The organism is Xylophilus sp. GOD-11R (assembly GCF_033546935.1).
In the GTDB taxonomy this organism is placed as follows: domain Bacteria; phylum Pseudomonadota; class Gammaproteobacteria; order Burkholderiales; family Burkholderiaceae_C; genus Xylophilus.
Map to the genome: position 1 here is coordinate 917,321 of NZ_CP137854.1, position 26,395 is coordinate 943,715.

The 26,395-nt window shown below is 69.2% G+C and carries 21 protein-coding genes and 1 pseudogene; 1 reads left to right on the forward strand and 21 read right to left on the reverse strand.

Features of this window, described 5'->3' with window-relative positions:
• Positions 1-72: 72 nt before the first annotated feature.
• The 21 genes and pseudogenes from R9X41_RS04275 to gyrA form a co-directional block, all read right to left on the reverse strand.
• On the reverse strand, positions 73-1,509 hold the full coding sequence (locus R9X41_RS04275; RefSeq protein ID WP_318633651.1) for an amidase: 1,437 nt from the start codon (positions 1,507-1,509) through the stop codon (positions 73-75).
• Positions 1,506-3,008: an ABC transporter substrate-binding protein gene (locus tag R9X41_RS04280; protein WP_318633652.1), complete on the reverse strand. Its 1,503-nt coding sequence runs from the start codon at positions 3,006-3,008 to the stop codon at positions 1,506-1,508. The genes R9X41_RS04275 and R9X41_RS04280 overlap by 4 nt, the downstream gene beginning before the upstream one ends.
• Positions 3,009-3,073: 65 nt before the next feature.
• Positions 3,074-4,570 (reverse strand): glycine betaine ABC transporter substrate-binding protein, encoded by a 1,497-nt coding sequence (locus R9X41_RS04285; protein ID WP_318633653.1) that lies wholly within the window; start codon positions 4,568-4,570, stop codon positions 3,074-3,076.
• A gap of 31 nt (positions 4,571-4,601) precedes the next feature.
• Positions 4,602-5,159 carry a DedA family protein gene (locus R9X41_RS04290; RefSeq protein WP_318633654.1) on the reverse strand — a complete coding sequence of 186 codons (558 nt, stop codon included), beginning with the start codon at positions 5,157-5,159 and terminating at the stop codon, positions 4,602-4,604.
• Between the two features lie 15 nt (positions 5,160-5,174).
• A complete protein-coding gene (locus R9X41_RS04295; protein ID WP_318633655.1) occupies positions 5,175-6,560 on the reverse strand; it encodes a phospholipase D-like domain-containing protein in 1,386 nt (461 codons plus the stop codon).
• 36 nt (positions 6,561-6,596) lie between these two features.
• The gene (locus tag R9X41_RS04300; protein WP_318633656.1) at positions 6,597-6,998 is read right to left on the reverse strand and encodes a monovalent cation/H(+) antiporter subunit G; all 402 of its coding nucleotides are present in this window, start codon (positions 6,996-6,998) and stop codon (positions 6,597-6,599) included.
• On the reverse strand, positions 6,995-7,276 hold the full coding sequence (locus R9X41_RS04305; RefSeq protein WP_318633657.1) for a K+/H+ antiporter subunit F: 282 nt from the start codon (positions 7,274-7,276) through the stop codon (positions 6,995-6,997). The genes R9X41_RS04300 and R9X41_RS04305 overlap by 4 nt, the downstream gene beginning before the upstream one ends.
• Complete coding sequence (locus tag R9X41_RS04310) at positions 7,273-7,764, reverse strand: Na+/H+ antiporter subunit E (RefSeq protein ID WP_318633658.1); 492 nt, start codon at positions 7,762-7,764, stop codon at positions 7,273-7,275. The genes R9X41_RS04305 and R9X41_RS04310 overlap by 4 nt, the downstream gene beginning before the upstream one ends.
• Positions 7,761-9,446, reverse strand: coding sequence for a monovalent cation/H+ antiporter subunit D (locus R9X41_RS04315; protein WP_318633659.1), 1,686 nt, complete (start codon positions 9,444-9,446; stop codon positions 7,761-7,763). The genes R9X41_RS04310 and R9X41_RS04315 overlap by 4 nt, the downstream gene beginning before the upstream one ends.
• A 170-nt stretch (positions 9,447-9,616) precedes the next feature.
• Positions 9,617-9,952: pseudogene (locus R9X41_RS04320) on the reverse strand (Na+/H+ antiporter subunit C); the annotation flags it as partial.
• The gene (locus tag R9X41_RS04325; RefSeq protein ID WP_318633660.1) at positions 9,952-12,909 is read right to left on the reverse strand and encodes a monovalent cation/H+ antiporter subunit A; all 2,958 of its coding nucleotides are present in this window, start codon (positions 12,907-12,909) and stop codon (positions 9,952-9,954) included. The gene R9X41_RS04325 and the pseudogene R9X41_RS04320, both read right to left, overlap by 1 nt.
• A gap of 194 nt (positions 12,910-13,103) precedes the next feature.
• Complete coding sequence (locus R9X41_RS04330; protein ID WP_318633661.1) at positions 13,104-13,484, reverse strand: ComEA family DNA-binding protein; 381 nt, start codon at positions 13,482-13,484, stop codon at positions 13,104-13,106.
• A 163-nt stretch (positions 13,485-13,647) separates the two neighbouring features.
• On the reverse strand, positions 13,648-14,817 hold the full coding sequence (gene lapB / locus R9X41_RS04335) for a lipopolysaccharide assembly protein LapB (RefSeq protein ID WP_318633662.1): 1,170 nt from the start codon (positions 14,815-14,817) through the stop codon (positions 13,648-13,650).
• Complete coding sequence (locus R9X41_RS04340; RefSeq protein ID WP_318633663.1) at positions 14,807-15,121, reverse strand: LapA family protein; 315 nt, start codon at positions 15,119-15,121, stop codon at positions 14,807-14,809. The genes lapB and R9X41_RS04340 overlap by 11 nt, the downstream gene beginning before the upstream one ends.
• A 30-nt stretch (positions 15,122-15,151) precedes the next feature.
• Positions 15,152-15,469, reverse strand: a complete 318-nt coding sequence (locus R9X41_RS04345; protein ID WP_318633664.1) for an integration host factor subunit beta — start codon at positions 15,467-15,469, stop codon at positions 15,152-15,154.
• Between the two features lie 204 nt (positions 15,470-15,673).
• A complete protein-coding gene (rpsA, locus tag R9X41_RS04350) occupies positions 15,674-17,362 on the reverse strand; it encodes a 30S ribosomal protein S1 (RefSeq protein WP_318633665.1) in 1,689 nt (562 codons plus the stop codon).
• 178 nt (positions 17,363-17,540) lie between these two features.
• Entirely contained in the window at positions 17,541-19,538 is a 1,998-nt protein-coding gene (locus R9X41_RS04355) for a bifunctional 3-phosphoshikimate 1-carboxyvinyltransferase/cytidylate kinase (RefSeq protein ID WP_318633666.1), read from the reverse strand.
• Positions 19,539-19,553: 15 nt separating this feature from the next.
• Entirely contained in the window at positions 19,554-20,435 is an 882-nt protein-coding gene (locus R9X41_RS04360; protein ID WP_318635147.1) for a prephenate dehydrogenase, read from the reverse strand.
• Between the two features lie 17 nt (positions 20,436-20,452).
• Positions 20,453-21,556 carry a prephenate dehydratase gene (gene pheA, locus R9X41_RS04365; RefSeq protein ID WP_318633667.1) on the reverse strand — a complete coding sequence of 368 codons (1,104 nt, stop codon included), beginning with the start codon at positions 21,554-21,556 and terminating at the stop codon, positions 20,453-20,455.
• Positions 21,553-22,662, reverse strand: coding sequence for a 3-phosphoserine/phosphohydroxythreonine transaminase (gene serC / locus R9X41_RS04370; RefSeq protein ID WP_318633668.1), 1,110 nt, complete (start codon positions 22,660-22,662; stop codon positions 21,553-21,555). Before serC ends, pheA begins: the two co-directional genes overlap by 4 nt.
• Before the next feature lie 94 nt (positions 22,663-22,756).
• On the reverse strand, positions 22,757-25,471 hold the full coding sequence (gene gyrA, locus R9X41_RS04375; RefSeq protein ID WP_318633669.1) for a DNA gyrase subunit A: 2,715 nt from the start codon (positions 25,469-25,471) through the stop codon (positions 22,757-22,759).
• Positions 25,472-25,705: 234 nt separating this feature from the next.
• Here gyrA and ompA point away from each other — a divergent pair, with 234 nt between their 5' ends.
• On the forward strand, positions 25,706-26,374 hold the full coding sequence (gene ompA, locus R9X41_RS04380; RefSeq protein WP_318633670.1) for an outer membrane protein OmpA: 669 nt from the start codon (positions 25,706-25,708) through the stop codon (positions 26,372-26,374).
• The last annotated feature ends 21 nt before the right edge of the window (positions 26,375-26,395 follow it).

A 26,395-nucleotide genomic window follows, 5' to 3' on the forward strand; every position in this document is an offset into this window, starting at 1 on the left:
AAAGCGAGGCCGCGCGACCGGGCCTGGCGGGCCGGTCGGGACGTGGACGCCAGGCGGGCTCGAAGTGGCCGCTCAGGCCCGTTCCGGTTCGGGCCAGGCGCGCATCGGCTGGCGGATCAGCTCGAAGGCGCGGGCGACCTTGAGCACGCCCAGGTCGTCGAAACGCGGCCCGGCGATCTGCAGGCCCACCGGCAGTCCTTGCGGCGTGAAACCGCAGGGCACCGAGGCTGCCGGCTGCTCGGACATGTTGAACGGCACGGTGAAGCCGATGTGTTCGAGCGGATGCAGCGGGTCGTCGGTGGGCGAGGGCAGTTCGGCGTCGAAGGCCGGCATGGGCGCGACCGGCGAGATGACGTAGTCGAAGGCGGCGCAGGCCCGCAGCGTGGCCACGCGAGTGGCATAGAACTGCCGCTGTGCGTGGTAGAGCGAGGCGCCCGAGATGTCGGCCACACTGTCGGCCCAGGTGCGCAGGTAGGGCAGCACCTTGGCCCGGCGTTCGGCCGGCAGGCCGGCCATGTCGAGGTGCGAGCGCATGCGCCAGGTGTGGTCCATGCCGTCGAGCATGGCCTGGGTCATGAACGGGGCCATGGGCTCGACGATGGCGCCGGCCTTCTCGAGCAGCGCGGCGGCAGCTTCGACCGCTTCGCGCACCGAGGTTTCCACCGGCAGGCCGCAGCCGGCGTCCATCAGCAGGCCCAGGCGCAGGCCCTTGAGCAGTTCCGGCCGCACCTCGGCGACGGAGGCCCAGTCGATGACGGCAGGCGGCAGGCTCATGGTGTCGCGGCTGTCCGGCCCGCAGAGCGGCCGCATCATGAGCGCGGCATCGAGCACGCTGCGGGTGATGGGGCCGGCGACGCGGCCTTGCGCCGGCGGATCGATCGGCACGCGGCCCAGGCTGGGCTTGAGGCTGAACACGCCGCACCAGCCGGCCGGCAGGCGCAGCGAGCCGCCGATGTCGGTGCCCAGGTGCAGCGGGCCGTAGCCGCCCGCGCAGGCGGCGGCGGCGCCGGAGCTGGAGCCGCCGGGCCCGAGGGCCACGTCCCACGGGTTGCGGGTGAGCGGATGGAAGCTCGACAGTCCCGACGACAACATGCCGTAGTCGGGCATGGTGGTCTTGGCGATGATCACGCAGCCGGCCTCGCGCAACCGGGCGGCGGGCGGGGCGTCCTGCGCGGCGGGCACCAGGGTGGTCGCGGCGGTGCCCAGCGGCACCGGGTCGCCGGCGGTGGAGATGTTTTCCTTGATGGTGACCGGCACGCCGTCGAGGTCCGACATCGGCTTGCCGGCGCGCCAGCGTTCTTCCGACGCGCGCGCCTGGGCCAGGGCCACTTCGGGGCGCAGCAGGTAGGTGGCCAGCAGCTGCGGCTCCCAGTGGCCGATGCGGTCGAGCACCGCGCGGGTTACCTCCACCGGCGACAGCGCCCCGTTGCGGAAGGCGGCCGCCATCGAGGTGGCGTCCATGTCGTGCAGCGCGCGCGTGGCGCCGCCCATCGGTAGGTCGAGTTTCATGTCCAGCCCAGTCCGGCGAGGTGGTTGACGAATATCGGTAGATCTTTCCAGACGCCGCCGAGGCCGCGCCGCGCCACCGTCACCCACTGGGGTTGGTAGAGATAGAGCGACACCGCGTCGCGCGCCAGCAGGCGTTGCGCGTCGCCGAGCAGGCCGTTGCGGGTGGCGGTGGTGGGCGCGGTCTTGATGCGGTCGTAGAGTGCCTGGAATTCCTTGGAGTCGTAGCCCCAGTAGTAGTCGGGGCGGGCGGCGTTGCCCAGGTCGAAGGGTTCGACGTGCGAAATGATGGAGAGGTCATAGGCGTGTGCGCCGCCGTAGGTGTTGGCCAGCCACTGCGCCCATTCCACGTTCTGCAGCCTGCACACGACGCCGACCTTGGCGAGCTGCGCGGCGAGCACTTCGCCGCCCTGGCGCGCATAGGGCACGGGCGGCAGGGTGACGGTGAGCTCCAGCGGCGTCTTGATGCCGGCCTCCGCCAGCAGGCGGCGGGCGGTGTCGCTCGCGTGCGGATTGACGGCGGTGGTGTCGACATAGCCTGGCGCGCCCGGCACGTAGAAGCTGCCGATGGGCACGCCGTAGCCATCGGCGGCGCCGGTGATCAGCTCCTGCCGGTCGATGGCCGCGTAGAGCGCGCGGCGCACCCGCACGTCGTCGAGCGGCTTGCGCCGATGGTTGATGGCGACGATGGTCTTGGCACGCGAGCCGCCCACCAGCAGGTCGAATCGCGGGTTGTGGCGAAACTGCTCGGCCGCGCGCGGCGCCAGGCGCGGGAACAGGTCGACGTCACCGGCCAGCAGCGCGGCCGCTTGCGCGGCCGGGTCGGAGATGAAACGGAAGGTGGCGCGGCGGATGCGGGCGGCGGCCGGCGCGCGGTAGCCGTCCCAGGCGGTCAGCACGAGCGACGAACCCCTGGCGAAACGCTCCAGCTTGTAAGGGCCGGTGCCTACGGGCTGCGTGGCGTTGGTGTCGGCGCTGGTCGGCTCCACGATGATGGCCGTGGCCTGGCCGAGCAGAAAGGGCAGGTCGGGGTCGATCTCGCGGTTGAGCAGCACCACGGTGTGGTCGTCGACCACCCGCACGGTGAGGTTCTGGAAGGTGCGCCGGTCCTTGTTGGTACTCTTGTCGGAGGCAGCCCGCTCGAAGCTGAACTTGACCGCGGCGGCGTCGAAAGGCTTGCCGTTGTGGAAGGTGATGCCGCGCTTGAGGCGGAAGGTCAGGGTCTTGAGGTCCGGCGAGAGCTCCCAGCCCTCGGCCAGCAGCGGGGTGACGCTGCCGTCGGTATTGACCCGGGTCAGGGTCTCGTAGAGGTTGTAGAGGGTGACTTCGGCGATGGACGACGCGGCCGCGGCGGTGGGGTCGAGGCCGGTGGGCTCGAGGGCGATGCCGACGACCACCGCGGTCTTGCCGCGCGACTGGGCCCAGGTGGCGGGCGCGCCGAGGAGCAGGCAAGCGGTCGAGGCGGCGGAGGTGGAGGCGAGAAGTGCGCGGCGCGAAAGCATCGAGTCGGAATCCTGACGATCTGGCAGAGCTGCGGGGAAAACCATGAGCATAGAACGTGCCGCATTCAGGGTGCTCGTGCGCGGGGAATCCAGCGGCCGACGAGGCCGAAGACGGCTTCGCTGGCCAGCGCGAGCGCGGCAGCGGGCAGGGCGCCGGCGAGCAGCAGGCCGTGGTCGTTGAGCGCCAGGCCGGTGACGATGCGCTCGCCGTAGCCGCCCGCGCCGATGAAGGCGGCCAGCGTCGCGGTGCCGATGGCGATGGTGGTGGAGGTGCGCACGCCCGCCAGCAGCACGGGCAGGGCGAGCGGCAACTCGACCAGGCGCAGGCGCTGCGCGGCGGTCATGCCCAGCGCGGTGGCCGCCTGGCGCATGCCGGGCGATACGCCGTCGAGGCCGGCGACGGTGTTGCGCATCACCGGCAGCAGGGCGTAGAGCGCCAAGGCGACGAGCGCGGGCGGGGTGCCGATGGTGCCCATCCACGAGATGAGCGCGGCCAGCAGGGCCAGCGAGGGCACGGTCTGCAGCAGGCCGGCTGCGGCCAGCAGCACGCCGCGCCAGCGCGGCCGGCGGGCGCAGAGCAGGGCCAGCGGCACGCCGACGGCCACTGCCAGCGCTACCGAGATGGCCACCAGCGTCAGGTGCTGGCGGGTCAGCCGGCCGAGGTCGGGGCCGAACAGGCGCGCGCGCCAGCCGGGCGGCTCGGTGCGGGCGCCGGCAGCGGGCGGCGCGGCACTGCCCAGCGCTTCGGCGGCGACCGTGTCGAAGGACGCGCCGTCGATCTCCGCCCGGGCATTGAGCGCGGCCATGCGGCCGGCGTCGATGCGGCCCTGCAGCGCCTGCAGCGCGGTCCAGGCGGCGGGAAAGCGCTGCGGCAGGTCGAGTCGGTAGAGCAATACGGCGTCGTAGCCGGGGAACCAGTGGTCGGTGTCGACCAGCAGGCGCAAGCCGCGCCGCGCCACCTGGGCGTCGGTGGTGTAGGCGTCGACCACGTCGACCTGGCCGGCTTCCAGTGACTGGTAGGCCAGGCCGTGGTCGAGCGCCTGCGGCCGCTGCGGCAGGCGGTAGTGGGCGGCCAGGCCGGGCCAGCCGTCGGCGCGGCCCAGGAATTCGTTGGACAGGCCCAGGCGCAGCTCGGGATGGCGTGCCAGGTCGGCGAGCGAGCGCAGCTGCAGCCGGTCGGCCACATCGGCGCGCAGCGCCAGCGCGTAGCCGTTGGCGAAACCCAGCGGCACCGCCGCGCCCAGGCCGCGCGGCGCGAGGGCGGCCTGCAGTTCGGGCAGGGTGGCGATGTCCGGCCGCTGCAGCAGTTCGCGGGCGATGGTGCCGGTGTATTCGGGGTAGACGTCGATCGTGCCGGCCGCCAGCGCCGCCGCCACGATGGCGGTGTTGCCGAGGCCGGCGGACACGGTGACCGGCGTGCCGCCCTCGCGTGCCTGGCGCGCCAGCACTTCGGCCAGCACATAGCTTTCGGTGAAGCGCTTGGAGCCGATGCGCAGCGGCTCGGCGGCGCCGGCCTGCAGGCTCAACAGCGCCAGCAGGGCCAGGCACGCCGCGTGTCGCATGGCCCTTACCAGCTTCATCGGACCCCGCCCGTCACGACATCCGCACATGGCGGAATGCCACCACCAGCCCGATCAATGCCGCCATGCCGATGATGGTCAGCTCGTAGTGGTGCAGGTTGCCGATGACGGTCTTGAGCACGCCGGTCACCCACACGCCCAGGTAGGCGACGGTGGCCGCCCAGATCACCGAGGCGAGTGCGGACAGCGGCACATAGAGCGCGGTGCGCATGCGCGTCATGCCGAGCGTGACCGGAAACACGATGCGCAAGCCCCAGGCGAAACGCATCAGCATGACGGTGGCGATGGGGTGGCGGTCGACGAAGGCGGTGGCCTTGGCGAAACGCTTCTGCAGCTTGGGATGGCGCTGCAGCACCTGCGCGCCCTTGCGCCGGCCGAGCTGGAAGTAGAACTGGTCGCTGCAGAAGGCGGCCGCCGCGCCGCAGGCGATGAGCGGCAGCATGTGCAGGTAGCCCTGGTGCACCGCGTAGGCGCCGAGCAGCAGGATGGTTTCGCCCTCGAGCAGGCCGGCGAAGAACACTGCGTAGTAGCCGTAGTCGGCGAGCAGGTGGGCGGTATGGATATGGAACATCGGAGAGAAAAGCGGCTACAGCTGGAAGGCCACCGTGAGCAGCAGGCCTTCGCCGATGTCGCGAAAGAAGTGCGGCGGCGTGGCGTCGAAGGCCGTGGCGTCGGCGGCGAGCGCCTCGATCCAGCCGGCCAGCCAGGCGATGTCGGCGGTGTCGTAGAACAGCACGTTGGCCTCGTGGTTGAGCAGCAGGCTGCGCAGGTCGAGGTTGATCGAGCCGCACATGGCCAGGGTGTCGTCCACCACCACCGCCTTGGCATGCGCCATGGCCGGCAGCAGGTGAAAGCGCGCGCCGGCGCTGGCCAGGTCGCGCATGGCACGGCTGCGGGCCATGTCGGCCAGGCGGTGATTGGAATGAGCGGGAATCGCGATGTCGACCTGCACCCCCCGCCGTGCGGCCAGCCGCAGCGCGTCGCGCAGGGCGTCGTTGGGCACGAAGTAGGGGGTCACGGCCAGGATGCGGCGGCGGGCCCGGAAGCAGGCGGCCACCAGCACGGCCTGGGCGGTGTCCTCGGTCTGGTCCGGGCCGCTCGGCAGAAACTGCGTGATCGTGCCTTGACTCGGTGCCGGCGCGACGCCGGGCGGAATGTGGCGCGGCCGCTTGAGCTGCACGCTGGCCCAGTCCTGCTCGAACTGGCGGGCGGCGGCGGCGGCGGTGGGGCCTTCGAGTTCGAAGGACAGATCGGCCCAGGGCGGGATGCCGGCCGAGGTGTCGCCGGTGAAGTATTCGGCCGCCAGGTTGCGGCCGCCCGACCAGAGCAGGCGGTCGTCGGCAATGACGAACTTTCGGTGGTTGCGCAGGTTGCGCGGGCCGGCGCGGCGCAGTCCGAGCAGCGGACGGAACACCGCGACCTCGCCCCCGGCCGCACGCAACTCGTCGAAATAACGGCGTGGCAGCAGCAGTGCGCCGAAGCCGTCGAGCAGCAGCCGCACACGCACGCCGGAACGCGCCTGGCCGACCAGGCGCTGCATGACGGCGCGGCCCAGGGCGTCCTGGCCGATGATGAAGGTGCAGACGTCGAGCCGCTCGGTGGCCGCGGCGATGGTGGCCCAGAGAGCGTCGCGGGCGGCGGCGCCGTCGGCATGCAAACGGGTGCGGGTGATGCCCGGCGGGGCCAGGCCGAAGCTCTCGGCGAGTTCGGCGGCCCAGTGCGAATAGGCCTCGCCGCGCGGCAGCCGCGTGGAATGGGCCGGCCGGAGCTTGCGCCGGCCGAAGGCCAGGTACATCGGCAGCACCAGGTAGGGCAACAGTGCCAGGCCCATCACCCAGGCGATGGCGCTCGACGGTGCCCGCTGGTCTTGCCGCGCCCGGGTGGTGACCACGTAGACCAACACCGCCAGCACCGCGATCAGCAGGTGCTGGGACAGCGACGGCAGGAAGGGCAGCAGGGTGTGGGGGAGCAAGAGGACCTTGTCTCGCAGGCCGACGGTGGCGGTCCGCTATTTTCCGTCAGGCCGGGCGTCGCGGCCTGCATCCGTTGCCGGCTCGGCGGGGGACGACACCGGTCCGGGCACGCCGGGCGTGCCGGCGAGGCGGTGACGGAAGACCGCCGCGCGCATCAGGAAGAAGGTGCTGACCGGCACCGTCAGCGCCAGCAGCGCCGGCACCAGCAGCGGATGGAGCGCCAGCCGGTGCTCGAAGAACGAGAAGTACAGCGCCGCCGCGATGCCGATGGACCAGGCGCCGAGCGTGGAGGCCAGGGTGGTAGCGTGCACCCGCTGGAAGAAGGTGGGCAAGCGCAGAACGCCGGTCGCGCCGATCAGCGCCATGACCGCACCCAGCAGCACCAGCGCACCGGCGATGCCCTGCACCCACGAAGGCACGTTGCCGGCGCCGCTCATTCGACCACCTCGCCGCGCAGCACGAACTTGGCCATGGCGCTCGACGACGCGAAGCCGAGCAGCGCGATCAGCAGGGCCACCTCGAAATACGCGCCGCCGCCGTTGGCCCGCAGGCCCAGCACCAGCACCAGCAGCGAGGCGGCGATATAGAGGGCGTCGAGCGCGAGGATGCGGTCCTCGGCCGACGGGCCGCGCAGCAGGCGCAGCAGGGCGCAGGCCATGGTGGCGAGCAGCAGCAGGGGCGCCAGCCAGAGGGCGCAGACCAGGATCGGGTTCATGCCTCGAAGATCTCCTGCAATGGCCGCTCGTAGCGGCGGTGGATGTGTTCCAGCAGTTCGTCGGCGTTGTGCGTGTCGAACACGTGCAGCAGCAGCGCGCTGCGGTCGGCCGCCAGTTCGGCCAGCGCCGTGCCGGGCACGGCCGAGACGATGACCGCCAGCGTGCCCAGCGCATGGCTGTCGCGCAGCACCAGCGGCACGCGCACGAAGCCCGAGGGAATGCGCTCGCCGCGCCGGGTCAGCAACAGGCGCGCGACCTGCAGGCAGGACGCGGTGGCGTCGAGCGTGACCTGCACGAAAAGCCGGGCCACCAGCCAGGGGCGCCGCACCCGCGGATGCGTGGGCCGCAGCCGCGCGGTGAGCACCGGCACGGCCAGGCCCACGGCCACCGCGCCGGCCCAGACCGTGAGGCCGTGGTCGTCCCAGAGCACCAGCCACAGCAGGGCGAGCGCGACCGACAGCAGGGGAGCGGGCAGCAGGCGGTTCATGGCGCGGTCACCGCGGGTGTGCCGAGCACGGCGTCGATGTAGACCTGCGGCCGCTGCAGGGCGCCGGCGGTGCGCTCCAGGTAGCCCAGCGCCGGTCCGCCGAAGATGGTGAGCATCACGCAGCCGGCCAGCAGCACCGCGATGGGGGTGCATTCGGCCAGGCGCAGGCGCGGCACGCCACGGTCGCGCGCCGCCCAGAAGTTGCGCATGGCGGCGCGGCTGAAGCCCAGCAGCCCGGCCAGGCCCGTGGCCAGCAGCAGGACGGCGAACACCCATCCGGTGACGCCCGGCGTATTGGACTGCCCGGCAACGCCCGCCACGTCGGTCACGCCCTGACCCAGGCCAAGCGGGTTGAACAGGCCGGTCAGCAACGCGATCTTGGCGGTGAAGCCCGACAGCGGTGGCAGCCCGGCGAGCACCAGCGCGCACACCATGAACGCCAGGCCCAGCAGCGCGGTGTTGGCGGGCAGGGTGCGGCCGGTGGGCTGTTCCTGTTCCTCGTCGAGATCAAGGTTGGAGAGAGGCTTGAGATCGCGGCCGAGAAAGGGCGCCTCGCGCGCCTGCTGATGCGGCGCGAACACCGCGCCGCCGTTGCGCCAGCGCTCGATCAGGTCGGTCAGCAGCAGGAAGGCGCTGGCCGCCAGCGTGGAGCTGGACAGGTAGTACAGCGCGGCGGCGGTCAGGGCCACTTTCTCCAGGCCGATGGCCGCGAGTACCGTGCCGGACGACACCAGCAGCGCATAGCCCGCCAGGTACGACAGCCGCTGCGAGGCGATCAACCCCACCACGCCGAAGCCCATCGTGGCCAGGCCCATGAGCATCAGCACCAGGTTGCCGTCGGCGCCCGGAAAGCAGAGCGTGCCCAGGCGCAGCAGCGCATAGAGGCCGACCTTGCTCATCACCGCGAAGATGGCCGCTGCCGGCGGCGTGGCCGCGGCGTAGGCCCGCACCAGCCAGAAGTTGAGCGGCCAGGCGGCGGCCTTGGTGAGGAAGGTGACCGCCAGCAGAGCAGCGCCGGTGCGCGCCAGGGCGGCATCGCCCGGCAGCAGGTGCGGCATGCGGCGGGCGAGGTCGGCCATGTTGAGCGTGCCGGTGCTGCCGTAGACCAGTGCCGCGCCGATCAGGAACAGCGAAGACGCGGCCAGGTTGAGCGCCACGTAGTGCATGCCCGACTGCACCCGCGCGCCGCCCGAGCCGTGCAGCAGCAGGCCGTAGGAGGCGGCCAGCAATATCTCGAAGAACACGAAGAGGTTGAACAGGTCGCCGGTGAGAAACGCGCCAGCCAGGCCCATCACCTGCAGCTGGAACAGCGGATGGAAGTTCACGCCTACCCGCTGCCAGCGAGCAGTGGAGAACACCAGCGCGCCGAGCGCCACCAGGTGCGCCAGCACCAGCATGACGGCCGACAACCGGTCGGCCGCCAGCACGATGCCGAAGGGCGCGCGCCAGTTGCCGGCCAGGTAGACCGCCGGCACGCCGTCGGCGCCGCCCCGGTCGACCTGCAGCAGCAGCATGACCGACACCAGCAGCCCCAGGCCGGTGGCGGCGGCGCCGATGGTCGCCTGCGCCCGGTAGCGGTCGGGGCCGAGCAGCAGCATGACGGCGGCGGCCAGCATGGGCAGCAGGATGGGCGCGACCACCAGGTGGTCGGGCGTGAGCGGGAACCAGGCCAGCGGGTTCATCGCGACGGCCTCCCGGGCGGGTCTTCGTCGGAGCTGGAGGCGTCGCCGATGGGCGCGGCGATGGTGGCGCCGCGGGCCTGGTCGACGTCTTCGGCGTCGCCGGCGCTGTCGTTGACGCTGTTGGCGGCCGGCGCGGTTTCGGGCTCCTTGGCGTCGCGCGGGCCGGGCGGGGCGTGGATGCCGTCGACATGGTCGTTGCCGGAGAGGCCGCGCAGGGCCATGGTGACCACCAGCAGCAGCGCGGTCATGGCGAAGCCGATGACGATGGCGGTCAGCACCAGGGCCTGCGGCAGGGGGTCGTCGTAGTGCTGCAGCGTGGCGCCGAGCGGGCCGATCAGCACCGGTTCGCGGTCCACGCTCAGGCGGCCGGTGGCGAAGATGAACAGGTTGACCGCATACGACAGCAGCGCCAGGCCCATCACCACCTGGAAGCTGCGGCCGCGCAACAGCAGCCACACGCCGGTGGAAGCGACGACGCCGATGGCGATGGCGAGGATGGCTTCCATCAACGGGCTCCGGCGGCGTCGGCCGCGTCTTCGGTGGCTCGGGCGCGGGCCAGGGGTTTTTCTTCGTCGCCGGTGCGGGCGGCCGCGCGGTGGGCGCGCACCGACTGGTGGGCTACCGAGGTGAGCATGAGCAGCGTGGTGCCGACAACGACCGCAAACACGCCGAGGTCGAAGAAGAAGGCGCTGGGCAGGTGCGTGCCGTCGGCGCCCGGCCAGGGCAGGTGCACCGTGTGGCTGGTGAGGAAGGGATGGCCCCACACCCAGGCGCCGGCACCGGTGGCCAGCAGCAGAAGCATGCCGACGGCCATCCAGCGACGCGGCCGCAGGCCCACGCGGGCGTCGACCCACTGCGTGCCGGACACCAGGTACTGCAGCAGCAGTGCGATGGCCAGCACCAGCGCGGCGACGAAGCCGCCGCCGGGCGCGTTGTGGCCGCGCAGGAACAGCCAGGCCGAGACGGTCGCGGCCAGCGGCAGCAGCAGGCGTACCAGCACCGCCGGGATGGTGAGGTAGCCGACGGCGGTGTCGTGTACGTGGCGCGGGTTGACCAGGTCGGTCATGGCGTGCGGCTCGCGCCGCTGCTGCGCGGGCAGCGCCAGGGCGGCGCGTGCCGGCCGGAATCGCCGCAGCAGCGCGTAGACGGTGAGCGCCACGATGGCCAGCACCACGGCCTCGCCGAAGGTGTCGAATCCGCGGAAGTCCACCAGCATCACGTTGACCACGTTGGCGCCGCCGGCCTCGTCCTTGCTGTTCTTGAGATAGAAGTCGGAGACGCTGTGTTCGAGCGGCCGGGTCATGGTCCACCAGGCGAGCGCCGACAGTCCGGCGCCGAAACCCAGCGCCAGCACCAGGTCGCGCAGGCGGCGCAGTTGCCGGCCGGCGTTCATGTCGATCGGGCGGGCCGGCGGGCGCGGCAGCCAGCGCAGCGCCAGCAGCAGCAGCACGGTGGTGGCGATTTCGACGGTGAGCTGGGTCAGGGCGAGGTCGGGCGCGGAGCACCAGACGAAGGTCAGGCAGCAGCACAGGCCGGTGCCGCCGGAGAGCGTGAGCGAGGCCAGACGCCGACGCCGCGCCGCCCAGGCGGTGCCGATGGCGCAGACGCCGCCGATGATCCAGAGCGTGGCGAAGGCCGGGTCGACCGGCAATGTGGCCCGCGCGGTGTCGGCCGGCAGGTAGGTGGCCATGGCGATGGTGCCGCCGATGAGGGCGGCGCCGAGCAGCCAGCGCAGCTGTGGCTGCAGCCGGTGGGTGTCGAGCAGCAGCCGGGTGTTGCGCGCGGCGTGGGCCAGTGCCACCAGCAGCCAGTGCAGCGCATTTTGGCCGCTGAGGCGGCCGAACAGGGGCACGTGGTCGGGCCCGCCGCGCGCCAGCCAGGGCCGCATCAGGTAGATGACGGTGCCGCCGATGAAGGCGGCCAGGCTCATCGCCAGCGGCAGGTTGAAACCGTGCCAGATCGCCAGGCTGTAGTCCGGCACTTCGCCGCCGAGCACCGGCTGGGCGGCCACGTCGAGGATGCGGCCGATGGAGCTCTGGGGCGCCACGCCCACCACCAGGCAGGCCAGCACCAGCAGCTCGATCGGCAGGCGCATCCAGCGCACCGGCTCGTGCGGCGGCCTAGGCGCGTCGAGCGCCTTGGCCGGGCCGAAGAACACGTCGAACACGAAGCGCAGCGCATAGGCCACGCTGAGCGCGCCGGCGAAGGTGGCGGCGGCCGGCAGCAGCCACTGGAGCCAGGGCGTGGTGGTGACGAAGGTGGTCTCGGCGAAGAACATCTCCTTGGACAGGAAACCGTTGAGCAGCGGCACTCCAGCCATGGCGGCACTGGCGACGATGGCGAGCGAGGCGGTGATCGGCATCAGCCGCCAGAGGCCGGAGAGCCGCCGGATGTCGCGTGTGCCGCTTTCGTGGTCGACGATGCCGGCGGCCATGAACAGCGAGGCCTTGAAGGTGGCGTGGTTGAGGATGTGGAACACCGCGGCCAGCGCGGCGGTGTTGCTGTTGAGCCCGAACAGCAGCGTGATCAGGCCCAGGTGCGAAATCGTCGAATAGGCGAGCAGGCCCTTCAGGTCGTTCTGGAACAGCGCGGCCCAGGCGCCGACCAGCAGCGTGGCCAGGCCCGCGCCGCCGACGATCCAGAACCAGGCGTCGGTGCCCGAGAGCACCGGCCAGAAGCGCGCCAGCAGGAACACCCCGGCCTTCACCAGCGTGGCCGAATGCAGGTAGGCCGACACCGGCGTAGGCGCCGCCATCGCCTGCGGCAGCCAGAAGTGGAACGGGAACTGCGCGCTCTTGGTGAGCGCGCCCAGCAGCACCAGCACCAGCATCGTCAGGTACAGCGGATGGGCGCGCAGCTTGTCCCCGGCGGCCAGCACCGCGTCCATGTCGTAACTGCCGACGATGTGGCCCATCAGCAGCAGTCCGGCCAGCAGACACAGGCCGCCGGTGCCGGTCACCAGCAGGGCATTGCGCGCGCCGCAACGGGCGTCCTTGCGGTGGTACCAGTAGCCGATCAGCAGAAAGGAAAACAGGCTGGTGAGCTCCCAGAAGAAGGCCAGCACCACCAGATTGCCGGCCATGACCACGCCGGCCATCGAGCCCATGAAGGCCAGCATGAAGGCGTAGAAGCGCGGCACCGGATCGCGCGGCGACAGGTAGTAGCGCGCATAGAGCGCCACCAGCGCTCCGATGCCGTAGATGAGCAGGCAGAACAGCCAGCTCAGGCCGTCCATGCGCAGGCCCAGGCTCAGGCCGACGGCGGGAATCCAGTCGACCTGCTCGCGCAGCACGCCTACGCCCTGGGCGTGGACCAGGCCCGACAGCGCGCTGATGGTGAGCCCGGTGCAGGTCACGGCGATGGCGCCGGCGAGCAATGCCCCGGCATTGCGTGCACGCGTGGGCAGGACGGCCGCGAAAAGGCTGCCGATGAAGGGAAGGGCCAGCAGCGTGGTCAGCAGCATGCCGGCCGGGCGTGGGGAAGGTGGGGGGCGGGTGCGGGCATGGCCCTGGATGATCGCCGCAGCGCACCGGTGGCGTGCAACAAAAAACCCGGACCACGATGAGCCACGTGTCGTTTGCCGGCCGGTTTTTCCAAAACGGCATCGCCCAAAAGAAAAGCCGCCAGAGCTGGCGGCTTGGATGGGAACGCTCCGGCTTATTTGCCGGCGACCTTGTCCTTGGCTTCCTTGGCGACTTCCTTGGTCTTGTCGGCGGCTGCGCGGGCGCCGTCCTTGACCTTTTCGGTGGCCGGCTTGCCGGACTTGACCGGCGCGGTGAAGGCAGCGCCGTCGACCGTCAGGCCGTTGGCCGACAGCTTGCTGGCGCGGCTCTCGCCGACACCTTTGACGCGGGAGACGAAATCTTCCCAGTTCTTGAAGGCACCCTTTTCGCGTTCCGCGAGGATGAGTCGCGAGGTGACCGGGCCGACGCCTTTGACGCCATCGAGTTCGGCCGTGCTGGCCTTGTTGACGTCGACCGCCGCGAAGGCGGAAGCGGCGATGAGCATGGCGAACATGGCGACGAGTTTTTTGAGCATGGTTTTTTCTCCTGGAACACTGGAACACGGGGATAGGCCGGCGGCAGCCTGCCGGCAAAGGCCCAGGGACAACGCGGCTGGTCTGCGAGGCGTTGACAGATTCAGGCCAGGAAAAGCCTGGAATGAGAGTGAAAGCTCGCTTTTTCCTTCGCGAGCCGGCGGGTTACAGCTCTTCGACGCGTTTGGTTGGGTAACTGTCCCAGGTCTGGCAGCCGGGGCATTGCCAGAAATGCTGCTGGGCCTCGAAACCGCAGGCCGCGCAGCGGTAGCGCAGCAGCGGCTTGGCGGCCTGGTCGAGCGCCTTCTGGATCGGCGGGTGCAGGTCTTCGTGCGCCAGTGTCTCGCCGGCAAGCCACTTGGCCGCGGCCACGAGCGATGGCTCGCGTTCCAGATGGCGCAGGTACCAGTGCCGGGCTTCGTCGTCGCTGCCTGGGTCGCCACGCTCGAGCAGCACGATGGCGTCGAGCAGGTCGAGCGAGGGCGAAGCCTCATACCGCGCGGTGAGCAGGGCGCTGGCTTCGGTCGTGCGGCCGGTGGCGATGGCACTGTCGGCCAGCACACGCGCCACCAGCGGCAGCGCGGCGGGGGCGAGCGCGTCGAGCTGGAGCAAGGCGTCGAAGGCTTCGGCATCGCGGCCACGGCGGCGTTCGAGCAGGGCGAGTTCGATGCGGGGCCGGGGCGCGCCGGGGGCGGATGCCACGGCCTGCTGCAGCAGGCCGGATGCGCCATCCGGGTCACCCGCAGCACTGCGTGCCACGGCCTGTTCGCACAGGTAGTGCGCGCGGCGGACGGTGAAGTCGCCCTGGCCCGAGGCGGTGAGGCGCTCGGTGATGGTGGCGGCCTGTTCCCAGTCGCGCGAGCGTTCGTAGATGGCCAGCAGCGCCAGGCGCGCCTGTTCCTCGTAAGGGGTGCTTTCGAGCCGCCGCAGCGCTTCTTCGGCGCGGTCGAGCAGGCCGGCCTTGAGGTAGTCGAGCGCCAGGGCGTGCTGGGCGCGTTCGCGGTCGCTGTGGCCGAGGTCGCCGCGGCTCAGCAGATGCTGGTGCACCCGCACCGCGCGTTCGTATTCGCCGCGCCGGCGGAAAAGGTTGCCCAGGGCGAAGTGCAGCTCGGAGGTGTCCGGGTCGTTCTGCACCGCTTCGATGAAGGCGTCGATGGCCTGGTCCTGCTGCTCGTTGAGCAGGAAGTTCAGGCCGCGGAAGTAGGCCTTGGGCGCCTGGCGGTTTTCCAGGCGGCCCTGGCGCAGGTCGAAACGGGAGGCGAACCAGCCCAGCACGAAGGCGACCGGCAGACCCAGCAGGATCCAGCCGAGGCCGGCGACGACGTCAGAGTCCATGCGGCAGCTGTTCGATCGGCAGTGGCGGCTGCACCGGTTCGGCCGCCGGGCTGGCGGCGGCGGGAGCCGGCGCGGCAGCTTGTGCGCGGCGCAGCGCGTTACGGTCCTTCCACCAGCGCGGAACCATGCCCAGCACGCCGGTGGCGATGCCCAACGCGAAGGCGCTCAGCACCACCAGCACCAGCGGCGCCTGCCAGCGGGTGCCGAAGAAGAAGTGCACCGTGGCGTCCTGCTGGTTGTTCAGCGCGAAAGCGAAAAGGGTAAAAAAAATGGCTGCCTTGAGCAGCCATGCGAGGTATTTCATGATCCTGTCCCCGGGTGGCGACTGGCGATTCTAGGCGTCTGCCGAGGGCGTGGACTTCATCGCGGCGGTGCGCTCGTCGACCGCTTCGCGCAAGGCCTTGCCGGGCTTGAAATGCGGCACCCGCTTTTCGGGGATGGCCACGCTTTCGCCGCTGCGCGGATTGCGGCCCATGCGGGGCGGGCGGTGGTTGACGGTGAAGCTGCCGAAGCCGCGGATCTCGATGCGATGGCCGCGCACCAGCGCGTCGGCGACCGCGTCGAGCACCGTCTTGACGGCGGTTTCCGCATCCCGGTGGGTGAGCTGGGCGAAGCGGGCGGCGAGTTCCTCGACGAGATCGGAGCGGGTCATGCGGATCGGAAAGTGGCGTTTTAGCGAACGGAGTGAATCTGGGGCGGCCAAAAAAAAGGCGGCGGCGGCATCATGCCGCACACCGCCTTATCCGACAACGGCTTAGCCGTTGTCACTTGGGTTTCTCGACAACGACTTAGCCGTTGTCGCCCGGGTTTCTCGACAACGGATCAGCCGTTGTCGCCCGGGTTGCTCGACAGCGATTTAGCCGTTGTTCGAGTTGTCCAGCTTGGCACGCAGCAGGGCGCCCAGGCTGGTGGTGCCGGCGCTTTCGCGCGACGACTGCTGGCTCAGGTTGGCCATCGCGCCTTGTTCGTCGGCCATGTCCTTGGCCTTGATCGACAGCTGGATGTTGCGGGTCTTGCGATCCACGTTGACCACCACGGCGGTGACTTCGTCACCTTCCTTGAGCACGTTGCGGGCATCTTCGACACGGTCGCGACCGATTTCCGAAGCACGCAGGTAACCCATGATGCCGTCGGCGAGTTCGATCTCGGCGCCGCGGGCGTCGACGGTCTTGACCTTGCCGGTGACGATCTGGCCCTTGTCGTTGACGGTGGTGAAGGTGGTGAACTCATCGCTGTCGAGCTGCTTGATGCCCAGCGAGATGCGTTCACGGTCCACGTCCACGGCCAGCACGATGGCTTCGACTTCCTGGCCCTTCTTGTAGTTGCGCACGGCGGCTTCGCCAGGCTCGTTCCACGAGAGGTCGGACAGGTGCACCAGGCCGTCGATGCCGGCAGCCAGGCCGACGAAGACGCCGAAGTCGGTGATCGACTTGATCGGGCCCTTGACGCGGTCGCCGCGCTTGGTGTTCTGGGCGAACTCCTGCCACGGGTTGGCGCGGGTCTGCTTCATGCCCAGGCTGATACGGCGCTTGTCTTCGTCGATTTCCAGAACCATGACTTCGACTTCGTCGCCCAGCGAGACGAGCTTGCTGGGAGCGATGTTCTTGTTGGTCCAGTCCATTTCGGAGACGTGCACCAGGCCTTCGATGCCGGGTTCGAGTTCGACGAACGCGCCGTAGTCGGCGATGTTGGTGACCTTGCCGAACAGGCGGGTGCTTTGCGGGTAGCGGCGCGAAACGCCCATCCACGGGTCGTCACCCATTTGCTTGAGACCCAGCGAGACACGGTTCTTCTCGGTGTCGAACTTGAGGATCTTGGCGGTGATTTCCTGACCCGGCTGAACCACTTCGCTCGGGTGGCGAACACGGCGCCATGCCATGTCGGTGATGTGCAGCAGGCCGTCGATGCCGCCGAGGTCGATGAACGCACCGTATTCGGTGATGTTCTTGACCACGCCGTTGACGATGGCGCCTTCCTTCAGGGTTTCCATCAGCTTGGCGCGTTCTTCGCCCATGCTGGCTTCGACCACGGCACGGCGCGACAGCACGACGTTGTTGCGCTTGCGGTCGAGCTTGATGACCTTGAATTCGAGGGTCTTGTTCTCGTAGGGGGTCAGGTCCTTGACCGGACGCGTGTCGATCAGCGAGCCCGGCAGGAATGCGCGGATGCCGTTGACCAGGACAGTCAGGCCGCCCTTGACCTTGCCGGTGGTGGTGCCGGTGACGAATTCGCCGGATTCCAGCGCCTTCTCGAGGGCCAGCCAGGAAGCCAGGCGCTTGGCCTTGTCGCGCGACAGGATGGTGTCGCCGTAGCCGTTTTCGATGGCGTCGATGGCCACCGAGACGAAGTCGCCGACTTCGACTTCGACTTCGCCCTTGTCGTTCTTGAACTCTTCGAGGGGAACGTAGGACTCGGACTTGAGACCGGCGTTCACGACGACGAAGTTGTGCTCGATACGCACCACTTCGGCGGTGATGACCTCGCCAGCGCGCATTTCAGAGCGCTGCAGCGATTCCTCGAACAAGGCGGCAAAAGATTCAGACATGGAGTTTCCTTCCGCACGGCAGGTCTTGCGCTGGCGCCAATCGCCTGCGATCCGGGGGCTGTGTGCGGTGATGGTTTGCGGTGGGAGCCGCGGTTGGTTGAACAAACCCGCCGATCGGTGCGCCAGTGGGCGCGGAGGGAATCGGCGGGATCGAATCGGCCCAGGCCGGCCTGCGAATTCAGGCTGGAAAAGGCTGTCTTGCCTGCCACCAGCCGATCACCTCGGCCACCGATTGCTCGATGGTGGCGGTGGAGTTGTCCAGCAGCAGGGCATCTGGCGCGGGCTTCAAGGGGGCGACCGGCCGGGAAGAATCCCGCAGGTCGCGCGCCTCCAGGCCCGCGCGAAGGTCGACGATTCTAGCCTCGATTCCCTTGGCGATCAATTGCTTGTACCTGCGCTCGGCACGGGTTTGCGCGCTGGCGGTGAGAAAGATCTTGAGCGGCGCCTGCGGGAAGATGACCGTGCCCATGTCGCGCCCGTCGGCGACCAACCCGGGCAGCCGGCGAAAACCCAGTTGCAGCGCGACCAGTGCGTCGCGCACCGACGGCAGCGCCGACACGCGGGAGGCGTTCATGCCGGCTTCCTCGGTGCGGATCGCGTCGGTCACGTCGTCGTGACCGATGAAGACCCGGCCGTCGGCGAAACGCACGGGCAGCGTGCGGGCCAGTGCGGCGATGGCGGGCTCCTGTTCCGCTGCGATGGCCAGCCCGGCGCGCGTGGCCGCCAGCGCGGTGACGCGGTACATGGCGCCCGAATCGAGGAAGTGATAGCCCAGCCGGGCCGCCACCGCGGCCGCGACGGTGCCCTTGCCCGAGGCGGTCGGCCCGTCGATGCAAAGCACCGGGATGCTGGCGGCGGGCGTGCCGGCGACCGAGAACAGGGTCTCGAAGTAGTCCGGAAAGGTCTTGGCGACGCACTTCGGGTCTTCGATGCGCACCGGCAGGCCGTCCGGATTGAAGGCGGCCAGCGAGAAGCACATCGCCACGCGGTGGTCGTCGTAGGTGTGGATGCGGGCGGCGCGCCACTGGCCGGCCGGCAGCGGATGAATGCGCAGCCAGTCCGGGCCTTCCTCCACCGTGGCGCCGAGCTTGCGCGACTCGATGGCCATGGCGGCGATGCGGTCGGTTTCCTTCACGCGCCAACTGGCGATGTTGCGCAGCGTGCTCGGGCCGTCGGCGAACAACGCCATGGTGGCCAGCGTCATCGCGGCGTCGGGGATGTGGTTGCAGTCGATGTCGATCGCCTTGAGCGGCCAGGCGCCGCGGCGGATCGTCATGCGGTTGGCGCCGCCTTCGACCAGCGCGCCCATCTGCCGCGCGGCGTCGACGAAGCGGATGTCGCCCTGGATCGAGTCTTCGCCGAGGCCGCGGATGACCAGCGGTCGATCGGTGGCAGCCATGGCGCCGAGGGCGATGAAGTAGCTGGCCGAGGACGCGTCGGCTTCCACGTGCAGCTTGCCCGGCGAGCGGTAGCGGCTGCCGGCGGGAATCGTGAAGCGCGACCAGCCCTCGCGCTCGACCGTGATGCCGAAGCGGCGCAGCAGGTTGAGCGTGATCTCGATGTAGGGCCGCGAGATGAGTTCGCCTTGCACCTCGATGACGATCGCGCGCTCGACGGCGACCAGTGGCAGAGCCATGAGCAGCGCGGTGAGGAACTGGCTGGAGACGTCGCCGCGCACTGGAATCGGCGCGCCGAGCTTGAGCGTGGGGCGGCCGATGGACAGCGGCGGATAGCCCTGGTTGCCCAGGTAGCCAATGCTGCAGCCCAAGGCCCGCAGGGCATCGACCAGGTCGCCGATGGGGCGTTCGTGCATGCGCGGCACGCCTTCGAGCACGAAATCGCCGCCGAGCACGGCCAGCGCCGCGGTGAGCGGGCGCATGGCGGTACCGGCGTTGCCCAGGAACAGCCGTGCCGACACGGCGGGCGGCTGGCCGCCGAGTCCGTCGATCTCGACCTGGCCCGGCCCGCCGCGCCGTACGCCGCAGCCCAGTTGCACCAGCGCATCGAGCATGACGCGGGTGTCGTCCGAATCGAGCAGGTCGTGGACGGCGGTGGTGCCTTCGCTGAGCGCGGCCAGCAGCAGTACGCGGTTGGAAATGCTCTTGGAGCCGGGCAGGGTCACCTCGCCGGCAGCGGTCTCGAGCGGCGGAAGATCCAGGAATTCGGTGGCGTACATGGGGTGGGAGTCGGGTCAGGTGGGCGTCGTGCCCGCCGCACGCATGCGCCAGGCGCCACGGGTCTGGCTGGCGCGCGCGATGAGGGAATGCAGGGCCTCGCCGTCGTTGCGGTCCATGGCGTCTTCGAGGGCGGCCAGGGCGATGCGGAAGGCGTCGGCCTGGCGGCGCAGCTCGTCGCGGTTGGCCAGCAGGATGTCGCGCCACATGTCGGGGTTGGCGGCGGCGATGCGGCTGTAGTCGCGAAAGCCGGGGCCGGCCAGGCCCAGGAACTCGTCGCCCTGCGGTTGCGCCTGTACCGCGTTGACCGCGGCGAAGGCCACCAGGTGCGGCAGGTGGCTGACCGCGGCGAGAGCGGCGTCGTGCACGTCGGGCGCCATCTGCCGCACCGAGCAGCCGAGCGCGGTCCAGACGGCCTGGGCCTTCTGCAACTGGGCGGTGAGCGTGCGTTCGATCGGTGTCAGCACGACCTGCCGGTCGCGATAGAGGTCGGCGCGTGCCTTGGACGGGCCGGAGGTTTCGGCGCCGGCGATGGGGTGGGCCGGCACGAAGGAGCCGATGCGGTCGCGCAAGGCTTCACGCGCGGCATCCACCACGTCGGCCTTGGTGGAGCCGACGTCCATGACCAGCATGGCGGGCGTGACGAGCTCGCGGATCGACTTGAGTGTGGGGCCGATGGCGGCGACCGGCACCGCCAGCAGCACGATGTCGGCGCCCGAGGCGGCGAGCAGCGCGGAGGGCGCGTCGACGTCGATGATGCCCAGCTGGCGTGCCTGCTCGGTGGTGGAGGGCGACTTGCTGTAGCCCACCACGCGCTTGACCAGGCCCGCCTGGCGCAGGGCGAGCGCGAAGGAGCTGCCCATCAGGCCGCAGCCGATCAGGCCGAGCTGCTCGAACATGGGTTTGACGACCTCGGTCATTTGCCGACCGCGTAGGCGCCCAGCACCTTGTAGAAGGCGCAGAGCGCGCGCAGCTCCTGCAGGGCGGCGGCTACGTGGGGCTGGCTGGGATGGCCGTCGAGGTCGATGTAGAAGTAGTACTCCCACTGGCCGGTCTTGGCCGGACGCGATTCGAAGCGGGTCATGGAGACGCCGTGGGTCTTGAGCGGCATGAGCAGGTCGTGCACCGCGCCGGGCTGGTTGGGCACCGACACGACCAGGCTGGTGCAGTCGTGGCCGGTGGCCGCCGGCATGGCCAGCGTCTGGGGCAGGGCGATGACGGCGAAGCGGGTGCGGTTGTAGGCGTCGTCCTGAATCGCGTGCGAAACGATGTGCAGGCCGAACTGCGTGGCCGCGCGCTCACTGGCGATACCGGCCCAGGCCGGGTTGGTGGCGGCCAGCCGCGCGCCTTCGGCATTGCTGGAGACCGGCCGGCGCTCCACGTGCGGCAGGTGCTTGGACAGCCAGCCCTGGCATTGCGCCAGCGCCTGCGGGTGGGCCAGCACGGCCTCGATGCCGGCCAGCGAATTCTCGGTGCGCATCAGGTTGTGGCGGATCAGCAGGCTGACCTCGCCGACGATGTGGCAGGGCGTGTGCAGGAACAGGTCGAGCGAGCGGGTGACCACGCCTTCGACCGAGTTCTCGACGCCGACCACGCCGTACTGCGCGCTGCCGGCGGCCGTGGCGTGGAACACCTCGTCGAAGTTGGCGCAATACATCATGTCGGCCGCGCCGCCGAAGAACTCGATGGCCGCCTGTTCGGTGAAGGTGCCCTCGGGACCAAGTACGGCCACCCGTTGCGGCGATTCGAGTGCCAGGCACGCCGACATGATCTCGCGCCATACGGCCGCCACATGGTTGCTCTTCAGTGGGCCGGGGTTGGCCGTCTGGATTTTGCCGATGACCTGCGCGACACGGTCGGGCCGGAAGTAGGGCGTGCCTTCGCGCTTCTTGAGTTCGCCCACGGCCTCGGCCACCAGGGCGCGGTCGTTGAGCAGGCGCAGCAGCTGGCTGTCGAGCGCGTCGATGCGGTCGCGCAGTTCGGCCAGCGTGAGATCGGGGGGCAGCGGTGCGTGGCTCATGCGTGGCTTTTCTCGAATTCGCGCAGGTAGTCGACCAGCGCGTGGATGCCTTCGATCGGCATCGCGTTGTAGATGCTGGCGCGCATGCCGCCGACCGACTTGTGGCCCTTGAGCTGAAGCAGCCCGCGCGCCTTGGCGCCGGCCAGGAAGGCGTCGTTGCGGCTTTCGTCGCGCAGCAGGAAGGGCACGTTCATGCGCGAGCGTGCGGCTGGATCGATCGGGTTCACGTAGAGCTGCGATCCGTCGATGTAGTCGTAGAGCGTGCGAGCCTTGGCGATGTTGCGGGCCTCTATCGCGGCGACGCCCGAAAGATCACCCTCGGTCTGGCGCAGCAGCCAGTCGAAGGTGAGGCCGGCGACATAGATGCCCCAGGTCGGCGGCGTGTTGTACATGGAGTCGTGCTCGGCCACGATCTTGTAGTCGAAGGCGCTGGGGCAGATCGGCAGGGCGTGACCCAGCAGGTCTTCGCGCACGACGACCACGGTGACGCCGGCCGGCCCGAGGTTCTTCTGCGCACCGGCGAAGGCGACGCCGACGCGGCTCCAGTCGACCGGCCGCGACGCCACGTGCGAGGAAAAGTCGATGACCAGCGGCGCGTCGCTGCCGAGCGCTGCCAGGTCGGGCAGTTGCTGGAATTCGACGCCGTGGATCGTCTCGTTGGTGCAGACGTGCACATAGCTCGCGCCGCGGCTGAGCTTCCAGGAGGCCGGGTCCGGAATGCTGCGATGACCGTCGGCTTCGTTGCTGGCGATCACGTTGACGGTGCTGGCGTACTTGCGCGCTTCCTTCTGCGACTTCTGGCTCCAGCTGCCGGTGACGACCACATCGACCGTCGCGGCGCGCGACAGGTTGAGCGGCACGATGGCGTTCTCGGCCAGGCCGCCGCCCTGCATGAACAGGATCTTGAACTGCGGCGGCACCGACAGCAGGGCGCGGAAGTCCGCCTCGGCCTTTTCGTAGATCGAGATGAATTCCTTGCCCCGGTGGCTCATCTCCATGACGCCCATGCCGCTGCCGTGCCAGTCGAGCATTTCGGCAGCGGCCGTCTTCAGCACTTCTTCGGGAATGGCGGCCGGGCCGGCGGAAAAGTTGTAGGGACGATTCATCGGATGCGAAAACGAAAGTGGCGTCGTCAGGTCTGGCCTGGGCGACGCCGGGATGGCTGCGGATCGCCGGCACCGCGATGGGTGCCGGCGCGGGTCATTCGGCCGGCGTGTCGGGGGTGTCCGGGGCGTCGGATGCGTCGGGGCTGGTGGTGCCGTCCGGCGCTGCGGTGTCGTCCGCGCCGGGCGCGTCTTCGTCGCCTTCGGCCGCATCGCCCGTCGGCGTCGCCGCATCGTTTTCGACGATGCGTTGCAGGCCCGACAGGCGCGAGCCTTCGTCGAGGCCGATCAGGGTCACGCCCTGCGTGGCGCGGCCGAGTTCACGGATCTCGGCGACGCGGGTGCGCACCAGCACGCCGCGGTCGGTGATCAGCATGATCTCGTCGTCGGCATGCACCAGCGTGGCGGCGACGACCTTGCCGTTGCGCTCGCTCTGCTGGATGGCGATCATGCCCTTGGTGCCCCGGCCGTGGCGGGTGTACTCGGTGATCGAGGTGCGCTTGCCGTAGCCGTTCTCGGTGGCGGTGAGCACGCTCTGCTGCTCGTCCTCGGCCACCAGCATCGCGATGACCGACTGGCCTTCGGGCAGGTCCATGCCGCGCACGCCGCGGGTGTTGCGGCCGAGCGCGCGGACATCGTTCTCGTCGAATCGAACCGCCTTGCCGCCGTCGGAGAACAGCATCACGTCGTGGGTGCCGTCGGTGAGTGCGGCGCCCACGAGGTAGTCGCCCTCGTCGAGGTTGATGGCGATGATGCCGGCCTTGCGCGGGTTGCTGAATTCGTCGAGAGCGGTCTTCTTGACCGTGCCCATGCGCGTGCCCATGAAGACATAGTTGTCGGCCGGGAAGCTGCGGAACTTGCCGGTCAGCGGCAGCACGACGTTGATCTTCTCGCCTTCCTGCAGCGGGAACATGTTGACGATGGGCCGGCCGCGAGAACCGCGCGAACCCGAGGGCACTTCCCACACCTTCAGCCAGTACAGCCGGCCACGGTTGGAGAAGCACAGGATGTAGTCGTGTGTGTTGGCAATGAAGAGCTGGTCGATCCAGTCGTCTTCCTTGGTGGCGGTAGCCTGCTTGCCGCGGCCGCCGCGCTTCTGCGCGCGGTATTCGCCCAGCGGCTGGCTCTTGATGTAGCCGCCGTGACTGAGCGTCACGACCATGTCGGTCGGGGTGATCAGGTCTTCGGTGGAGAGGTCGAAGGAGCTGTGCTCCACCAGGCTGCGGCGCGCGCCCAGCTTGGTCTGGCCGAACTCGGAACGGATGTGGCCGAGTTCCTCGCCGATGATGGTGGAGACGCGCTCGGGCCGGGCCAGGATGTCCAGCAGGTCCTCGATGTGCGACATCACCTCCTTGTACTCGGCGACGATCTTGTCCTGCTCCAGGCCGGTGAGGCGCTGCAGACGCATCTGCAGGATTTCCTGGGCCTGGACGTCGGAGAGACGGTAGAGGCCGTCGGCGCCCATGCCCAGGCCGGCTTCGAGCGTTTCGGGGCGGTAGTCGTCCGCATTGATCACACCGCCGTCGGCACGCGTGCGCGTGAGCATCTCGCGCACCAGCTTGCTGTCCCAGGAGCGGGTCATCAGCTCGGCCTTGGCGACCGGCGGCGTGGGCGACTCGCGGATGATGCGGATGAACTCGTCGATGTTGGCCAGCGCCACCGCCAGGCCTTCGAGCACATGGCCGCGCTCGCGGGCCTTGCGCAGTTCGAACACCGTGCGGCGGGTGACGACCTCGCGGCGATGCTGCAGGAACACCGCGATGAGTTCGCGCAGGTTGCACAGGCGCGGCTGGCCGTTGACCAGCGCCACCATATTGATGCCGAAGGTGTCCTGCAGCTGGGTCTGCTTGTACAGGTTGTTCAGCACCACCTCCGGCACTTCGCCGCGCTTCAACTCGATCACCAGGCGCATGCCGGACTTGTCGGATTCGTCCTGGATGTGGCTGATGCCCTCGATCTTCTTTTCGTGGACCAGCTCGGCCATGCGTTCCTGCAGGGTCTTCTTGTTCACCTGGTAGGGCAGCTCGTCCACGATGATCGCCTGGCGCTGGCCGCGGTCGATGTCCTCGAAGTGGCACTTGGCCCGCATCACGACCTTGCCGCGCCCGGTGCGGTAACCCTCGCGCACGCCCTCGATGCCGTAGATGATGCCGGCGGTGGGGAAGTCGGGTGCCGGGATGATCTCCATGAGTTCATCCACCGTAGCCTGCGGGTGCTTGAGCAGATGCAGGCAGGCGTCGACCACCTCGTTGAGGTTGTGCGGCGGAATGTTGGTGGCCATGCCCACCGCGATGCCGGCCGAGCCGTTGACCAGCAGATTGGGCAGCTTGCTCGGCAGGACCGAGGGCTCCTGCTCGCTGCCGTCGTAGTTGGGTACGAAGTCGACCGTCTCCTTGTCGATGTCGCCCAGCATCTCGTGGGCGATCTTGGAGAGGCGGATTTCGGTGTAGCGCATGGCCGCGGCGTTGTCGCCGTCGACCGAGCCGAAGTTGCCCTGGCCATCGACGAGCATGTGACGCAGGGAGAAGTCCTGGGCCATGCGCACGATGGTGTCGTAGACCGCGCTGTCGCCGTGCGGGTGGTACTTGCCGATGACGTCGCCCACGATACGCGCGGACTTCTTGTACGGGCGGTTCCAATCGTTGTTGAGCTCGTGCATGGCGAACAGCACGCGGCGATGGACCGGCTTCAGTCCATCACGTGCATCGGGGAGTGCGCGGCCGACGATCACGCTCATGGCGTAATCGAGATAACTCCGGCGCATTTCCTCTTCGAGGCTGATCGGCAGCGTTTCCTTGGCGAAGGATGTCATATATGAGCAGTACCTACAGGCGAGCGGAAAACCTTCGATTTTACGGTCAAGCCCGCTTGTCGCGAACTTGCAACAGCGCGGGGGAAATGCGCTTCAGTCCTACGGTATCCGTACCGTTTTGGCAACGACTCCCGAAACCGCTATGGCACAATCTTTTTCAGCGTTTTTGGTGATGGTCACTGAGAACGTACAGGATCGCAGCGCGGCTGCGGCTTTTTCCCCAAGAGGAGAACCATGAAGAAACTCAACAAAGTGGCGATGTTGTTTGCAGTCGCTGCAGTCGCCTCCGCCGCCGGCGCGCAGACTACTGGTGTGACGGCTGCCAACGGCGGCAACGCTGTCGATAACTGGAAGAACGGCACCGGCGAACTCGTCTGGAAGAACGGCACCAACGAACTCTGCTGGCGCGATGCCAACTGGACCCCCGCTACCGCTGCCAAGGGCTGCGACGGCGCACTGGTTCCTGCAGCCGCTCCTGTTGCTCCTCCTGCTGCCCGTCCTGCTCCGGCACCGGCTCCGGTCGCTGTGGCTCCTGCCGTCACCGCCAGCAAGGTCACCTTCGCCGCCGACGCATTCTTCGACTTCGACAAGTCGGTGCTGAAGCCTGAAGGCAAGGCCAAGCTCGACGAGCTGGTCACCAAGACCAAGGACATCAACCTGGAAGTCATCATCGCCGTGGGTCACACCGACTCCGTGGGCTCCGATGCATACAACCAGAAGCTGTCGGTCCGTCGCGCCGAAGCCGTCAAGGCTTACCTCGTGTCCAAGGGCATCGAGAAGAACCGCGTGTACACCGAAGGCAAGGGCGAGAAGCAACCTGTGGCGGACAACAAGACCGCTGCTGGCCGCGCCAAGAACCGCCGCGTGGAAATCGAAGTGGTCGGTACCCGCGCCGCCAAGTAAATCCCTTATCCGGATTAACGA

Bases quoted from the DNA above. Each gene is read 5' to 3' on its own strand.
- R9X41_RS04275 (WP_318633651.1), bottom strand. From the start codon at position 1,509: ATGAAACTCGACCTACCGATGGGCGGCGCCACGCGCGCGCTGCACGAC.
- R9X41_RS04280 (WP_318633652.1), bottom strand. From the start codon at position 3,008: ATGCTTTCGCGCCGCGCACTTCTCGCCTCCACCTCCGCCGCCTCGACC.
- R9X41_RS04285 (WP_318633653.1), bottom strand. From the start codon at position 4,570: ATGCGACACGCGGCGTGCCTGGCCCTGCTGGCGCTGTTGAGCCTGCAG.
- R9X41_RS04290 (WP_318633654.1), bottom strand. From the start codon at position 5,159: ATGTTCCATATCCATACCGCCCACCTGCTCGCCGACTACGGCTACTAC.
- R9X41_RS04300 (WP_318633656.1), bottom strand. From the start codon at position 6,998: ATGAGCGGCGCCGGCAACGTGCCTTCGTGGGTGCAGGGCATCGCCGGT.
- R9X41_RS04305 (WP_318633657.1), bottom strand. From the start codon at position 7,276: ATGAACCCGATCCTGGTCTGCGCCCTCTGGCTGGCGCCCCTGCTGCTG.
- R9X41_RS04310 (WP_318633658.1), bottom strand. From the start codon at position 7,764: ATGAACCGCCTGCTGCCCGCTCCCCTGCTGTCGGTCGCGCTCGCCCTG.
- R9X41_RS04315 (WP_318633659.1), bottom strand. From the start codon at position 9,446: ATGAACCCGCTGGCCTGGTTCCCGCTCACGCCCGACCACCTGGTGGTC.
- R9X41_RS04325 (WP_318633660.1), bottom strand. From the start codon at position 12,909: ATGCTGCTGACCACGCTGCTGGCCCTTCCCTTCATCGGCAGCCTTTTC.
- R9X41_RS04330 (WP_318633661.1), bottom strand. From the start codon at position 13,484: ATGCTCAAAAAACTCGTCGCCATGTTCGCCATGCTCATCGCCGCTTCC.
- lapB (WP_318633662.1), bottom strand. From the start codon at position 14,817: ATGGACTCTGACGTCGTCGCCGGCCTCGGCTGGATCCTGCTGGGTCTG.
- R9X41_RS04340 (WP_318633663.1), bottom strand. From the start codon at position 15,121: ATGAAATACCTCGCATGGCTGCTCAAGGCAGCCATTTTTTTTACCCTT.
- R9X41_RS04345 (WP_318633664.1), bottom strand. From the start codon at position 15,469: ATGACCCGCTCCGATCTCGTCGAGGAACTCGCCGCCCGCTTCGCCCAG.
- rpsA (WP_318633665.1), bottom strand. From the start codon at position 17,362: ATGTCTGAATCTTTTGCCGCCTTGTTCGAGGAATCGCTGCAGCGCTCT.
- R9X41_RS04355 (WP_318633666.1), bottom strand. From the start codon at position 19,538: ATGTACGCCACCGAATTCCTGGATCTTCCGCCGCTCGAGACCGCTGCC.
- R9X41_RS04360 (WP_318635147.1), bottom strand. From the start codon at position 20,435: ATGTTCGAGCAGCTCGGCCTGATCGGCTGCGGCCTGATGGGCAGCTCC.
- pheA (WP_318633667.1), bottom strand. From the start codon at position 21,556: ATGAGCCACGCACCGCTGCCCCCCGATCTCACGCTGGCCGAACTGCGC.
- serC (WP_318633668.1), bottom strand. From the start codon at position 22,662: ATGAATCGTCCCTACAACTTTTCCGCCGGCCCGGCCGCCATTCCCGAA.
- gyrA (WP_318633669.1), bottom strand. From the start codon at position 25,471: ATGACATCCTTCGCCAAGGAAACGCTGCCGATCAGCCTCGAAGAGGAA.
- ompA (WP_318633670.1), top strand. From the start codon at position 25,706: ATGAAGAAACTCAACAAAGTGGCGATGTTGTTTGCAGTCGCTGCAGTC.